This window comes from Flagellimonas abyssi (genome assembly GCF_019457905.1).
Taxonomy (GTDB): Bacteria; Bacteroidota; Bacteroidia; order Flavobacteriales; family Flavobacteriaceae; genus Flagellimonas; species Flagellimonas abyssi.
The window spans coordinates 125,578-140,671 of record NZ_JAHZSV010000014.1; the positions used below are offsets into that span (position 1 = coordinate 125,578).

Below are 15,094 nucleotides of genomic sequence, written 5' to 3' on the forward strand. Positions count from 1 at the left end.
GGCCAGTTTTCTACTATATTTCCCTATTTATGTCCCAGGCCTCCAAATAATCTGCCACTGATTTCACGAACATTCCGCCCAATGCACCGTTCACCACTCGGTGATCGTAACTGTGCGAGAGGTACATTTTACTGCGGATACCTATATATTCACCTTGATCGGTCTCAATTACAGATGGTATTTTTCTGATGGCCCCCAATGCAAGGATTCCAACTTGCGGTTGATTGATGATCGGCGTACCAAAAACACTTCCGAAGGAACCAACATTGGTTACTGTGTACGTACCATCTTTTACCTCATCGGGCTTTAATTGATTGTTTCTTGCCCTATCGGCCAGATCGTTCACTGTTTTGGCCATCCCTACCAAGTTCAATTGGTCGGCATTTTTGATTACGGGCACAATCAGGTTGCCATCGGGCAGGGCTGCTGCCATTCCCAAATTGATGTTCTTCTTTTTGATGACCTTGTCTCCATCCAACGAAATGTTCATAAGTGGATATTTTTTAAGGGCCATGGCCACAGCTTCCATAAATATGGGCGTAAAGGTCAATTTTTCACCTTCTCGCTGTTGGAATGCATTCTTCACCTTATTTCTCCAATTGACCACATTTGTCACGTCCACTTCCACAAAGCTCTGAACGTGTGCGGAGGTTGATATGCTCTCGATCATATGGTGGGCGATGAGTTTGCCCATGCGGGTCAACGGAATGACCTCATCCCCTGCGCCTACCTGAACCTTTGATCCTTGAGGTTTGTTCGCGACCGTCTCTTTTGGCGCTGAAGGCGCTTCGACTTTCGCGGTTTTGGTTTCAGGTTTTGGTTTAGCCTCTTCTTTTACCTGACTTCCATTGGAACGGTTTTCCAAATAGGCCATGATATCATTTTTGGTGACCCTGCCTTCTTTACCTGTACCGGTAATGGCCTCGAGCTCATCCATGGAAACGTTTTCTTCCTTGGCTATGTTTTTCACCAAGGGCGAATAAAATCGTTCTGAACTTGAAAAATCGGGCGTGGATGAGGAAACTGACTCCTTTACACTGGCCATTTGAGCTTCCAACTCTCCTGCCGGTACTTCAACAGGCTCCTCCTCTACTTCTTTTTCTGTGCTTTCCTCCAGTGGGGTTTCAACTCCACCTTCAATTTGAATCACGGCGACAACTTCACCTACCTTTATCACATCATCTACATCGAACCGCTTTTCTACCAATACCCCATCCACTTCACTAGGAACTTCGGAATCTACTTTGTCCGTGGCAATTTCAAAGATGGCCTCGTCCATCTCTATGGTGTCGCCCACTTCTTTCAACCAGTTGGTCAAGGTAGCTTCAGCAACACTTTCTCCCATTTGCGGTAATTTCAATTCAAATTTTGACATATTCGTATTTATCAAAGTGATTTTGATTTGTATTTTACAAAAATACTAAAGAAATCGACTTATTTTTGATTTATGTTTATTAATTCGCTTTAATAGAATTTTCAAAGGGGACTCTATTGATTATACTTCTCCCTAAAGTTACTTCATCTGCATACTCCAATTCGTCACCTACCGAAATTCCCCTGGCTATCGTCGAAGTAGTCACTTCTAATCCTTCCAGTTGTTTGTAAATATAAAAATTAGTTGTGTCCCCCTCCATGGTCGAACTCAAGGCCAATATCAATTCCTTAATGGTTCCGTCCTTTACTTTTTTTACCAGTGACCCAATATTTAGATCCTGAGGCCCAACGCCTTCCATAGGGGAAATCTTTCCCCCCAGCACATGGTACAGGCCGTTATATTGAGATGTATTTTCAATGGCCATTACATCCCTGATATCTTCCACTACACATACCAAAGTCTCGTCCCTTTTGGGGTTGGCACAAATTTCACATACCTCCGTATCGGAAATATTGTGGCAATTTTTGCAAAAGTTGACCTCGCTTCTCAATTTGAGAAGTGCATTGGCCAAATGTTCCGACCGCTCTTCAGGCTGTTTTAACAGATGAAGTACCAAGCGCAATGCCGTTCGCTTACCGATTCCTGGTAATTGCGACATCTCATAAACAGCGTTCTCCAGTAGCTTAGATGAAAATTCCATAGCATCAATTCTCCTACAAAATTACGATTTTACAGTTACCAATTTACTTTCGTACTTTGCAAATCAAATTGCATATATGTCAGCTACACAAATCCTGTTGCTTATCGGCGCCTATTTCTTGGTGCTTATATTGATTTCTTACTTTACCGGAAAAAACGATTCCAACGCCGATTTTTTTAAGGCGGGGAAACAATCCCCTTGGTACGTAGTAGCCTTTGGAATGGTGGGCGCCTCATTATCGGGGGTCACCTTTATCTCTGTGCCGGGATGGGTACAGGATAGCCAGTTCAGCTATATGCAGGTAATCTTGGGATATCTTGTTGGCTATTTTGTGGTTGCATTTGTACTGCTCCCCCTCTACTATAAACTAAACCTCACTTCTATTTATGAATATTTAAATGACCGTTTTGGAAAGATGAGCCATAGGACCGGTGCATTTTTCTTCTTTATATCGAGGGTACTTGGTGCGGCTTTCAGACTTTATTTGGTAGCAATAGTCCTGCAACAATTTGTTTTTGATGACTTGGGAGTGCGTTTTGAATTTACCGTAGTCATCTCCATTTTGTTGATTTGGCTGTATACCAATAAAGGCGGCATTAAAACAATCGTATGGACAGATACCTTACAAACGCTTTTTATGATTTTGGCGGTGGTATTGTCCATTGTGATGATCAATCAAGAACTCGGTTGGAGCTTTGGGGAATTCTTGGCTTCTGAAGAGCTGAAAAATTATAATGATTTTTTGGTGACGGAAAGCTTTCTGGACAGGAGTTATTTTATCAAATCCTTTGTTGGCGGCATGTTCATAACCATTTGCATGACGGGTCTTGACCAAGATATGATGCAAAAGAACCTTACCTGTAAGTCTTTGAAGGACGCACAAAAAAACATGGTCTCGTTTAGTTTTGTGCTGGTGATATCCACATTTTTGTTCATGCTCTTGGGAGCGTTATTATTTATTTACGCAAAGAGGGAAGGTATTGCCATTCCGCTGATGGACGGCACACCGAAGACCGACCTCCTTTTCCCGGAAATTGCCTTGAACAGTGGATTGGGACTGGCACTTTCCATCACTTTTATGCTGGGGCTCATCGCTGCGGCCTACAGTAGTGCCGATAGTGCGCTTACTTCCTTGACAACTTCTTTCTGTGTGGATTTCCTAAACGTTCAAAACAAAGAGGACAAAGAGCAAAAGCGTATTAGAAAACGCACCCATATTGCCATGAGCTTTGCCCTTGTTGTGGTCATCATTGCATTTAAGTATATTCTTAGCAGCAATGTAATTGATAGCTTGCTTACGGTAGCCGGTTACACTTATGGCCCACTACTGGGTCTTTTTGCCTTTGGCATCTTCACCAAGCACAAAATCAAGGACAGCTATGTCTGGATAGTGGCTTTATTATCGGTGATTGCCATAGTTTTTATAGCCAATATCCCTTCGGAATATTTAGGGGGATATCAGGTTGGCTATGAATTGTTGCCGTTGAACGGTTTGCTTACATTTATTGGACTATGGTTTATCCGTACTAAAAAGTCGGGAGAAAAATCTAATATTGTCCAGTAGCAAGCAGCACCAATGTACAGGCAACTTCGACCTCAATCCCAGCATTTTCAAGGATTTCATAGAATTCCGGGTTTTCGGTTCCGGGGTTAAAAATAACACGCCTCGGGTTTAGGTCAACAATTTGCTGATAGTATTCTTTTTGATTTTTTGGGTTTAAATATAAAGTTACGGTATCAATATTTTGAAAATCAATCAAGTTGTCTTTAATTTGTACCCCTGATACAGTTCCCCCACGTATCCCAAATGCGGTTGTTTCAATATTATTGTCAACCAGCCTACGAATAGCTGTGTTACTGTATCTTCCAGGGTTTGTAGAAGCCCCTACGACAAGTGTTTTTTGCATTTGTTAATTTTTGTGTTAAAATTTTATATAGACTGTAATTTTTCACACGTAAAGTCGTCTATTTTTTATAACTTAAAGTCATTGGTAAGACTGTATTTTTATAGTTAATGGTTAGTGTTTAGTATAGCTTATCAATGTATAACCCCGGTACTCGTTACCGGGGTTTCTTCTTTTATAACGTCATATCAATAGTCTCCAACGGAAACCTGCCTTACAAAATTGAGACAATTCAGAATGCTTTATTGTTAAAGGATGTTAAAATAAGTTTTGCCTGTAACATTCCTGAACCTACGGCGTCTTAAAAGTGACATCAATCATCAATCAATCATCAATCAAAAAACGAACTACTCATGAGACATGTGAGCTTTCTAGTTGCACTATTGCTGTGCATGACATCCCCTTTTTTAACTTTTGCCAATGATCCGAACGATGCCCTGGGCGTCATCAATGGTAAGGTTATCGACGAAATTTCCAACGAACCTGTAGCTTATGCTGCTGTTGTCATTAAATCGGAAGATGGTTCCCAGACCATTACAGGTGGAATTACCACAGAAGATGGAAGCTTTGAAATCAACAAATTGCCCGACGGTACATTTATTTTTGAAGTACAGTACATTGGCTACAAAACATATTCCCAAAAATTAGTGATCGCCAAGGGCAAACGGACCCTTGATCTGGGCACCGTAGCCCTAGTTGAAGAAACCAAAGAACTCGAGGGCGTGGAGCTGGTAGCAGAACGCACCACTATTGAGCAGCGCGTAGACCGCAAAGTAATCAACGTGGGCAAAGACTTGACTACTGCAGGTGCCTCGGCTTCCGACATTATGAACAATATTCCATCCGTAAACGTGGATTCCCAAACAGGTGATATTACACTTAGGGGCAACTCAAATGTACGTGTCATGGTCGACGGAAAATTGTCTAATGTTCCCGTAGCACAGCTGCTCAAGCAAATCCCATCAACAGCCATTAAATCCATTGAACTGATTACCAATCCATCCGCCAAGTACAATCCCGAAGGAATGAGCGGCATCATCAATATTGTATTGCACAAAAATGCCAACATCGGTTTTAATGGAAACGTAAACCTTGGGCTCACCAAGGGCATCGAAGCCAAATTCAATAGTTCTATTGATATGAACTACCGTAACGGAAAGTTCAACTTTTATGGAAATTATGGCAACAATATAGGTAAATGGGTGAACGATGGAAGCATTCTTCGTGTAGACGAAAACTCACGCCAAAAGTTTGACTTTTTCAACAATAACAAGTCGCACCTGTACAAATTAGGAGTGGATTTTTACCTGAACGATAAAAACACCATTTCCTTTTTTACCAACCAAAATATCTATGAAGGTGAAGGTACGGGAGAGACTGCAGTTTTATATTTTAATAATCCTTCTCGAAACGTGACGCAATTGTTCCTGGACGACTCAAACAATAGCAGTGAGCAGTATAATTTCGACTATAAACTCGATTTTAATAAAGAAGGCCATAACATAGAACTGGAAATAGACCACAACTTATTTGACAGTGAACAGGATGCTGATTTTAGATCTGTCGGCGCCTCAACCTATCCAGATTATATGGATTTTGTGGACACCGAGCGTACCCAGACCACTGCCAATTTGGATTATGTGAATCCGCTGGACAGTATTTCCAAACTGGAACTGGGTCTACAATCCAGAAATTTTGAGACCATTGTGGATTATTCTTCCACTGGGCAATCTTTTAATTCCAATGGGGATTTGGCACCTACGCCCTCCACTAAATTTGTATATGACATGGATATTTATTCGGCCTATGCAACTTTTGGACAGACCTACGAAAAATGGTCCTACCAAATGGGCGTGCGTATCGAGGATGTTCAAGTTAAGGCCGATACCAATGCCGTACGTGCGTTTACGGATGACTATACCGAGATTTACCCCTCTGCATTTATTACCTACCGACCCAATGAAGGTGACCAAGTGCAACTGAGCTACAGCAGACGGGTAGATAGACCTGGTCTACAACAAGTAAACCCCATCCGTGAGTTTGCAACGCCATTGATCTCTTCTTTTGGAAACCCAAATTTGGTACCTCAGTTCACAAATTCTTATGAAGCGAACTACACCAAAAGAATAAAAAATGGAAGTATTACCGGAGGTGTCTTCTATAGAAGCATAACTGATGAAATCAACCGAGCTATCTATGTGGACCGCTTGGACTTGAACAAGACCATCCTGACCTTTGATAATTTTGACAAAACATCTGCCTACGGGGTAGAACTCTCTACCAATTACAAACCTTTAAAATGGTGGAGCATCAATGGAAGTTTTGACCTGTTCTCTCAAACCCAAAGGGGGTTGACCGAAACGCTGAACACAACTGACCCAAATCCGAGCGAGGAAGATATTGTGGAACAACGGGTAAAGGTAGACAACACGGCTTGGAACCTGAGAATGAACAACAGCTTTACCGTTACCAAGGCATTAACGCTACAAGCTTTCGGTTTTTACCGTGGAAGAAACAAGAGCATACAGTTCAATGCGGACCCGATGTATTTTGTGAATTTGGGCGCTCGCTACAGCTTTGCTGAAGGTAAAGGAACACTGAGCCTTAATTACAACGATATTTTCAACACCATGCGATTTGCTTTCGAGGGCGATTATCCTTTTGCGCAAGAGGGTGCCTTTAACTGGGAAAGCAATAATGTATATCTAGGTCTTTCCTATAGATTTGGAAGCGGTAAAAACCAAGCCAAACAACGTAAACGTAGGGACAACAACACCAAGCAAGGTGGCGGTGGTATCCTCTAAAATAAATTGATGCTTCATATTCGAGTGTTGGTTGGTTATCTTGTGTTAGCATCAATCAAAAACCCCTGTCCGTTTGGACCGGGGTTTTATATTTAATTATATAAAGGTTGGTATCTACCAACGAATGATGACACTTCCCCAGGTAAAACCACTACCAAAGGCCGCAAGTACTACCAAATCACCTTCTCTGATTTTTCCGGCTTCCCAAGCCTCGGTCAATGCAATAGGAATGGAAGCCGCTGTGGTATTACCGTACTTCATAATATTATTGAATACCTGTTCATCCTTCAATTTAAACTTGTTCTGGATGAATTGGGAGATTCTAAGGTTCGCCTGATGTGGAATTAGCATATCAATATCGGTCGGGGCCAAATCATTTTTACCGAGTCCTTCCATAATTACCTCACTGAATCTGACCACTGCATTCTTGAAAACAAATTGTCCGTTCATATGTGGATAATAAGAGGTATCCTCGGGGTCTTTATCTTCGATAATATCGGTGACCCAACGTTTGCCCATTCCGGGCGCTATCAGTGAAAGCTCCTCAGCATGTTGTCCTTCGGAATGCAAATGGGTAGAAAGGATTCCTTTGGATGTATCCTCTTCCCTGGTCAAAACGGCTGCTCCCGCACCATCACCAAAAATAACGGATACTCCCCTGCCCCTTGTGGTCATATCCAGACCACGGGAATGCAGTTCAGAACCAATGACCAGTACATTTTTGTACATACCGGTTTTAATATATTGGTCGGCCACGGAAATTCCGTAAACAAAACCGGAACATTGGTTTCTCACATCCAAGGCACCAACGGTTCTTTTTAGGCCAAGATCACGCTGCACCAATACACCGGGCCCAGGGAAATAATAATCGGGGCTAAGGGTCGCGAAAACAATAAAGTCAATATCATCCTTATCGATACCCGCACGCTCGATGGCCCTCTTGGCAGCCTCAACTCCCATAGAAGTTGTGGTTTCAGTATCTTTTAGAACATGACGCCGCTCCTTAATTCCCGTACGCTCTTGTATCCATTCATCATTCGTGTCCATCACTTTTGACAAATCGTCGTTAGTGACCACATTTTCAGGGACGTAAAATCCCAATCCCGATATTCTTGAGTTATACATTTCTAATTGCTTAAGTATTGAATCTTTAAAAAACTCTTGGCTAATTAACGGAAAATTAAAAAATATATCCTAAGAACTGCATATTTATTAAGGCTTTTAGCGGATGTACTGCTCAAAATGGTTCACATTTACCTTAGCCTTAAGGTCATGCAATAGATTGTAAAGCCCAAAAAACGTACGATTTATATATAAAAAGTGTTTTGACCCCCTGTTCCCGTTCATCTTTCGGATTTGTTCATCTTTGGAGTAGCGTTCACTGAGGTTTGCAATTTTCGACCAGAAACCTTCATCACCAAAATCAAAAGTTTCTTTATGGAAAGGAGAAGTGAAAATAGTCAGCATTTCTTTGAAAAGCGCCTTAAAAAATTTCAGCTCTTCTTCTGAGTCGGTCGGTGTCAAGATTTCCAGTTCGTACAATTTTTCCATGAAGATTTTATCATTATTGATGTTTTCCTCTTTTGCCAACTCAAAATACGGTACATAAAAATCATGTGGAATCTGCTTGATGCAACCAAAATCGATGGCTATCAACTTAGCATCATCACTTACCAGAAAATTACCGGGATGCGGGTCTGCATGTACCCTTCTCAATTTATGAATCTGGAACATATAAAAATCCCAGAGGGCTTGGCCCAGTGTATTCCCAACTTCAGGCTCAAAATCGGTTTGTGTAAATTCTCCCAAATGCATTCCATTCATCCAGTCCATCGTTAGAATACGTTCACTGGACAACTCTCGATAATATTTAGGAAATTGCATGTTTGGAATCACGGAACAGGCGGTGGTAATCTCGTCGCTTTGCTCCAATTCCAAGATATAATTGGTCTCTTCGATGAGTTTATGCTCAACTTCCTTGAAATATTTTTCGGAGTCCTTCCCCTTCAAGTTGAACATTTTAATGGCCACAGGCTTCACCAAGGCCAAATCACTACTTATACTTTCGGCAACACCTGGATATTGGATCTTGACCGCCAATTTTTTGCCATCCTTTTCTGCGCGATGAACCTGGCCTATACTGGCAGCGTTCACGGAATCCTTTTCAAATTCGTCAAAAATCTCTTCAGGATATTTGTCCAAATATTTTTTGAAGGTCTTACGAACCAAGGGTGCGGACAACGGAGGCACAGAAAATTGGGAAAGTGAAAACTTTTCCACGTATGCCCTTGGCAAGAGGTTCTTTTCCATGCTGAGCATTTGGGCCACTTTGAGCGCACTACCCTTTAGACTTTTGAGTCCATCGTAAATATCCTCTGCATTGTCTTGGTCCAACATATCCTTGGAGGTTTGCGGGTCTACGAGCTTTTTACCATAGTATTTCACATAGTTTCCTCCGATCTTGACCCCGGTCTTCACCAATTTTCCGGCGCGTTCTATTTTCCCAGTGGGAATCGTATCCAACCTTTTCATGTGTTCTATGCGAATTTTTCTTTATAAAGAAATTTTCCAAAGTCAACTATCTTTTCCAACGGTGTACTTTCAAAAATTTGGAAAACGGTGGTAACGGATTTTTCAATGGCGATGTCGGTTTTCTCCAGACCTGGGGAACCATCTTCCATCCAGAATTTTAAGATAAAAAGAAACTGTAACCAAGCGCCTTCGGCAAACAAGGGAGCATTGTATTTAAAAATCTTGTGCTGCTTTTCATCGTTCCTTTCCTCAATGAGTGTGGAAGCAAAATCCTTGAACTTTTTGCGAAGACCTTTTAATTGCATCAATCCTTCCAAAGAATATTTATGCTCTTTCATTATAAAAAGGACATAACTCCTATTTAGTGTCAGGTTTTCAAAAAAGGTAAAGAAAAAGGTCAACATTTTTTCCTCGTTGGTCATGGATGCGTACTGCTTGTTCTTTTGCATCAAATTATAACTGTTATCAAAGAATTTGTTCCAGATAATTTGTTGTAAGGACTCGAACGAACCAAAGAATCCATAAAATTCATCTTCCTTGATATCGTGTTCCTTACAGAATTTAAACACCGAGCTTGGCACTTTTTCATGCTCCAAAACAGATTCCATGAATAAGCTTATGATTTTGTCCTCGGTAATTTTGGGTTTAGTCGTCTTTGCCATTTTTGTGTTTTATGAAGAGTTAACAAAGTTAGCATTGTGTAATCTAATTCTTAAAAGAAAATGCACTTCCTGGCGAAAGTGCATTTTCACAACCTAACCAATAAATAAACAAACTTGTTATAGTAATACTACTTCATAGCAATTTTTAACCTATAACACTGTAAATATAATCATTTTGTTTAATCTTTACTAAAATAAAATAAACAAAATTATGTTAAAATCTTGTAGACCAGTTAAAACCCCAATGAAATGTCAGTTTGTCAGATTTTGCACTATGGTATTTTTTTTGACTGATCAGCTGTAAAAAGCATAAAAAACAAAACGATGGCTACAGGTAAAATCAATGTTTCAGTAGAAAATATTTTCCCTCTGATCAAAAAGTTTCTATACAGTGATCACGAAATTTTCTTGAGGGAACTTATTTCCAACGCTACGGATGCAACCCTTAAATTAAAACACTTAACCTCCATAGGAGAAGCTACGATCGAGTACGGCAACCCAATAATCGAGGTCAAGGTGGACAAGGACAACAAACGCATCCATATTCTAGACCAGGGTATCGGGATGACCGAGGAGGAAGTAAAAAAGTACATTAACGAGGTGGCTTTTTCCGGTGCCGAGGAATTTTTGGATAAATACAAGGATGCAGGTAAAGATGCCGGAATCATCGGGCATTTTGGTCTTGGTTTCTACTCAGCGTTCATGGTAGCGGAGAAAGTAGAGATTATTTCAAAAAGCCACAAAGAAGAACCTGCGGTACATTGGACTTGCGATGGTTCTCCCGAGTTTACCATTGAACCAAGTGACAAAACTGAAAGGGGAACGGAAATTATCCTTCACATAGCAGAGGATTCCACCGAGTTTTTGGAAAAGTCAAGAATTCGTGAGCTTTTGGTGAAGTACAACAAGTTCATGCCCATTCCAATCAAGTTTGGAACAAAAACGGAAACGCTTCCCAAACCAGAAGATGCCAAAGAAGACGACCCGGCACCAACTAAAGTGGTGGATGACATCATCAATAATCCAAATCCAGCATGGACCAAGCAGCCCGCGGACTTGGAAGAATCGGATTATAAGAGCTTTTACAGGGAACTTTATCCTATGCAGTTCGAAGAACCCTTGTTCCATATCCACTTGAACGTGGATTATCCGTTCAACTTAACGGGTATCTTGTACTTCCCAAAGTTGACAAACGACCTGAGTATTCAAAAAGACAAAATTCAATTGTACCAGAACCAAGTGTTCGTAACGGACAATGTGGAAGGTATTGTTCCCGAATTCTTGACGATGCTAAAAGGTGTCATCGATTCTCCGGATATTCCATTGAACGTTTCAAGGTCATATCTTCAGGCTGATGGTGCAGTAAAGAAAATCTCTTCCTACATCACCCGAAAAGTGGCCGATAAATTGAGCTCACTTTTCAAGAACAACCGTAAGGATTTTGAACAAAAGTGGAACGACATCAAAGTGGTCATCGAGTACGGAATGCTCTCCGAAGATAAATTCTTTGAAAAAGCCGATAAGTTTGCCCTGTACCCAACAATTGATGGCAATTTCTACACTTTTGAAGAGCTAGAGGCCAAAATCAAGGACAATCAGACCGACAAGGATGATAAGTTGGTGGTGCTTTATGCTTCGGACAAAGAGGCACAACATAGCTACATTGAAGCTGCCAAAAAGAAAGGATACGAAATCCTGTTGTTGGATTCACCGATTGTATCACACTTGATGCAAAAGTTGGAAACATCCAAAGAGAACCTGTCTTTTGTTCGAGTAGATGCCGACCATGTGGACAACCTCATCAAAAAAGAGGATACGGCAATCTCCAAGCTTTCCGAAGAGGAAAAAGAGAAATTGAAGTCCGAAATCGAAGAGGTGACCAAGGAAAAAGGATATACCATTCAGATGGAGGCCATGGAAAGCAGCGCTTCTCCATTTATAATCACCGAGCCAGAATTTATGCGCAGAATGAAAGAAATGCAGCGTACAGGTGGTGGTGGCATGTTCGGGATGGGCAATATGCCCGATATGTACAACCTTATCGTAAATACCAATCACGAACTGGTAGGCGAAATATTGAATACCAAGACCACAAAAAAACGAGAAAGGTTGATCAATCAATCGTTGGATTTGGCACGATTGTCCAAAGGATTGTTGAAGGGTGAAGAACTCACCAACTTTATTGCCCGAAGCTACGAGATGATCAAATAATCTTAGTTATTCATAATCAACAACGCAAAACCGCTCCAAATGAGCGGTTTTTGCATTTTATGCCTATATTGGATGTACAAACCAATCAAAGACCGTGGGCGCGAACAACGATTATAACAGTCCCTCATTCAAAAAACTACTGGACTCCCTTCAACAACAAAGCTGGGAACTTGAGCTTATTATTTCGGGTTTTGCCATCTTCGGACTGTTCACTGCCTACGAACCTCTTCGCATTGAAACGGTAAATGCTGAGAACCAACAGCAAATTTATCGCTTCGTAGTCTACCTTATCCTTCAAATTTCGTGTTCCATATTATTGTTCAACCTATTGCTCCACGTAATCCTTCGTGGACTTTGGATTGGGTCTCTTGGGTTGCGGTACGTTTCCGGTGATATAGAATTCGAAAAATTGCGCTATTCGGAGCGCTTTACCAAATACCTTCAAAAACGCATCGTCTCTTTTGATCGGTACATTGCCAATCTTGAGAATTACTGTAGCGTACTCTTTGCCATTTCGTTCTTATTGATTTTCTATGTGCTGGCCATGACCATGATTATATTGTCCATCGTATTGGTGGCCAATTTTATCCTTGAAAGTGACCATTTGCACGAAGGGTTTGCTACTATTCTCGGCACCATTCTGATAGTTTTCATCATAACGGGCATGATCTTGACCTTTATCGACTTTTTAACGCAGGGCTGGCTCAAAAAGAAAAAATGGATCTCTAGACTTTACTTCCCCATCTATTGGGTTTTCAGTTTTTTGACGCTTTCATTTCTATACAGACCTTTGGTCTATAATTTTTTGGACAACCGTTTTGGAAGAAGACTCATTTTACTTTTGGTCCCCATTTACATTGCCATATTAATGATGACCAGTTTGGAGTATCGCAGCTCCAACTATCTGGATAAGGACCAACAATCTTCGAGCACTTTTGCCAACAAGGAAAACTATGCCGACATGCTTACGGAGGATGGAGATTTCCCTGGGCACATGGTTATTCCTTCCAAGGTGATCAACAAACCATTTTTAACAGTGTTCGTGCCCTTTTCCGAGAATTTGGAAAACCGAATTTTCGCATACAACGATTCCTTGACTCCGGAAATTGACAGACGGGGATTGTCTACCAGTATGAAGGTCACTACCAATTGGAGCGACCAGATTACCAGTGCACGCCAAAAAGACAGTATACGAAAGATGTACCTAAGAACCTTTAATGAAACCCATGCTTTCCTAATCGATAGTCTGGATGTGGACGAAGATTTTATCTTGACCACGGGAATCCATAATATCCTTGGATTCGAGACCCATCTTAATATTGCTGATCTCGAAGAAGGGAAACACCTTTTAAGGCTTAGACGAAAAAGAAAGGAAAAAGACACCATTAAGACGGTTACAGATGTTATCTTACCGTTTTGGTATTTCAAAAACTAAGATTTATGGTCCCATGGCATCTTTACGTAATGGCCGGAATGTATGTGGTTGCAGGTTTAATGCATTTTATAAAACCCAAAATGTATATGCGCATTATGCCCATGTACCTGCCCAACCATAAGCTTTTGGTGTATTTGAGCGGTATTGCAGAAATTTTACTGGGTATAGGTGTCTGCTTCGATGCCACCCGAAAACTGAGCACCTTTGGCATCATTTTAATGTTAGGCGTGTTTTTATCGGTACATTTTTACATGCTTTCTGGTAAAAAAGCATCCGCTGGAATCCCAAAATGGATATTGGTTCTTCGGATTCCCCTACAATTCTTTTTAATGTATTGGGCGTATTACTATGCCTACATTTAAAAAACTCTTCTATCCATATACCTTTTCAGCCAAGGTACCTGTACAAAAAACATAAGTCCTAAAAACAGGAAAGCATACACGGTAACTTTGGAAAAAGTGAAACCTTTCACCCATCCCCAATCCCCATGGAACCAAGACTCTATGTTCAAGTTTTTGAACCAACCTTGACCATTATCCACTCCCAAATGTGAACCCAATAGAAACACCAAGGCTACAAAAGCAACAAAAGCCAAGGACAAAGTCCTGCCCGAAAGTATGGGTTTGTATTCAAAAACTTGTTGCGGTGCTTCGACCTCTAGTTTTTGCATCACATTTTTGGTAAAATCAGCAGAAGGGGATTCCAATGGAGCTTCTTCCATTATCCCATCTACAAATGCTTCCAGTTTTTTATCATCCAATTGATCCATTGCTCTGCAATATTTCTTTGTTCAAACTCTTTTCCATAATACTGGCCAATCGCTTTCTGGCCCGGAACAACCTCACCTTTAATGTATTCACCGGCAGGCTGGTTGCTTTTTCCATTTCCAGCAGGTTCTTTTCCTCAAGATAAAACAAAGTAAGTATACCTGCATCCTCTTCCGATAATCTGGACAGACATTGCTCTATCAATTGGCTTCGCTCTATCGCTACCATTTTATGAAACGCCGTATCCAGGTCAGCGTAATCTATCTTGTCAGCATGCTCCATATCCAAATGGATTCGTTGCTTTTTTACTTTTCTTATCTTGTCCAAACAAGTATTATAGGCAATTCTATACACCCAGGTGGACAACTTTGAATCGCCCTTAAACTTAGGCAGGGATTTGAATATTTTAATGAATACATCTTGCGATACTTCCTCTGCCTCCTCCCGGTTTCCCAACATTCTAACTGAAAGTGTAAAAACCATATCCTTATAGCTATCCACCAAATCGGAGAACGCGCGGGTATTTCCCCTGCGTATTTCCGAGATCATTTGATTTTCCTTGTTGGTCAGCATTGTTCATTGGACGCCAGAAGTACCAGTTAGGTTACACAAAAAATAATTTTTATAAAAATATGTAACCTGATCGGAAAAACCGTCGTCATAGCTTATGAACAAAAAAATTACAAATAATCATTAAAACGAAT

13 protein-coding genes are annotated in these 15,094 nt (G+C 40.9%); 5 read left to right on the top strand and 8 right to left on the bottom strand.

The window, feature by feature from the left end:
- Positions 1 to 13 precede the first annotated feature (13 nt).
- Together K1F36_RS11730 and recR are read right to left on the bottom strand one after the other, a co-directional pair.
- Complete coding sequence (locus K1F36_RS11730; RefSeq protein ID WP_220113987.1) at positions 14 to 1,375, bottom strand: dihydrolipoamide acetyltransferase family protein; 1,362 nt, start codon at positions 1,373 to 1,375, stop codon at positions 14 to 16.
- A gap of 79 nt (positions 1,376 to 1,454) precedes the next feature.
- Complete coding sequence (gene recR, locus K1F36_RS11735) at positions 1,455 to 2,075, bottom strand: recombination mediator RecR (RefSeq protein WP_176621114.1); 621 nt, start codon at positions 2,073 to 2,075, stop codon at positions 1,455 to 1,457.
- A gap of 76 nt (positions 2,076 to 2,151) precedes the next feature.
- Here recR and K1F36_RS11740 point away from each other — a divergent pair, with 76 nt between their 5' ends.
- On the top strand, positions 2,152 to 3,639 hold the full coding sequence (locus K1F36_RS11740; protein ID WP_220113988.1) for a sodium:solute symporter: 1,488 nt from the start codon (positions 2,152 to 2,154) through the stop codon (positions 3,637 to 3,639).
- Here K1F36_RS11740 and K1F36_RS11745 read toward each other — a convergent pair.
- The gene (locus tag K1F36_RS11745) at positions 3,623 to 3,982 is read right to left on the bottom strand and encodes a CoA-binding protein (protein ID WP_207034289.1); all 360 of its coding nucleotides are present in this window, start codon (positions 3,980 to 3,982) and stop codon (positions 3,623 to 3,625) included. The genes K1F36_RS11740 and K1F36_RS11745 overlap by 17 nt on opposite strands.
- A 350-nt stretch (positions 3,983 to 4,332) precedes the next feature.
- Between K1F36_RS11745 and K1F36_RS11750 the strand changes: the two genes are divergently transcribed.
- Positions 4,333 to 6,783 (top strand): TonB-dependent receptor, encoded by a 2,451-nt coding sequence (locus tag K1F36_RS11750; protein ID WP_220113989.1) that lies wholly within the window; start codon positions 4,333 to 4,335, stop codon positions 6,781 to 6,783.
- A 114-nt stretch (positions 6,784 to 6,897) separates the two neighbouring features.
- Here the strand turns inward: K1F36_RS11750 and K1F36_RS11755 are convergent, their stop codons facing one another.
- The 3 genes from K1F36_RS11755 to K1F36_RS11765 all read right to left on the bottom strand — a co-directional run bounded on the left by K1F36_RS11755 (position 6,898) and on the right by K1F36_RS11765 (position 9,977).
- Entirely contained in the window at positions 6,898 to 7,908 is a 1,011-nt protein-coding gene (locus K1F36_RS11755; RefSeq protein WP_220113990.1) for a 3-oxoacyl-ACP synthase III family protein, read from the bottom strand.
- A gap of 96 nt (positions 7,909 to 8,004) precedes the next feature.
- Positions 8,005 to 9,315: an ABC1 kinase family protein gene (locus K1F36_RS11760; RefSeq protein ID WP_220113991.1), complete on the bottom strand. Its 1,311-nt coding sequence runs from the start codon at positions 9,313 to 9,315 to the stop codon at positions 8,005 to 8,007.
- 5 nt (positions 9,316 to 9,320) lie between these two features.
- Entirely contained in the window at positions 9,321 to 9,977 is a 657-nt protein-coding gene (locus tag K1F36_RS11765; protein WP_220113992.1) for a TetR family transcriptional regulator C-terminal domain-containing protein, read from the bottom strand.
- A gap of 324 nt (positions 9,978 to 10,301) precedes the next feature.
- On the opposite strand from K1F36_RS11765, the gene htpG reads away from it, so the two are divergent.
- From htpG to K1F36_RS11780, 3 genes are all read left to right on the top strand, one after another.
- Positions 10,302 to 12,188 carry a molecular chaperone HtpG gene (gene htpG / locus K1F36_RS11770; protein WP_220113993.1) on the top strand — a complete coding sequence of 629 codons (1,887 nt, stop codon included), beginning with the start codon at positions 10,302 to 10,304 and terminating at the stop codon, positions 12,186 to 12,188.
- 94 nt (positions 12,189 to 12,282) lie between these two features.
- Entirely contained in the window at positions 12,283 to 13,623 is a 1,341-nt protein-coding gene (locus tag K1F36_RS11775; protein ID WP_220113994.1) for a hypothetical protein, read from the top strand.
- A gap of 5 nt (positions 13,624 to 13,628) precedes the next feature.
- On the top strand, positions 13,629 to 13,985 hold the full coding sequence (locus K1F36_RS11780; RefSeq protein WP_220113995.1) for a DoxX family protein: 357 nt from the start codon (positions 13,629 to 13,631) through the stop codon (positions 13,983 to 13,985).
- Here K1F36_RS11780 and K1F36_RS11785 read toward each other — a convergent pair.
- Both K1F36_RS11785 and K1F36_RS11790 read right to left on the bottom strand, forming a co-directional pair.
- Positions 13,982 to 14,392: a hypothetical protein gene (locus K1F36_RS11785; RefSeq protein WP_220113996.1), complete on the bottom strand. Its 411-nt coding sequence runs from the start codon at positions 14,390 to 14,392 to the stop codon at positions 13,982 to 13,984. The two genes, K1F36_RS11780 and K1F36_RS11785, sit on opposite strands and share 4 nt — an antisense overlap.
- The gene (locus K1F36_RS11790; RefSeq protein WP_220113997.1) at positions 14,376 to 14,963 is read right to left on the bottom strand and encodes an RNA polymerase sigma factor; all 588 of its coding nucleotides are present in this window, start codon (positions 14,961 to 14,963) and stop codon (positions 14,376 to 14,378) included. The genes K1F36_RS11785 and K1F36_RS11790 overlap by 17 nt, the downstream gene beginning before the upstream one ends.
- Between the last annotated feature and the right edge of the window lie 131 nt (positions 14,964 to 15,094).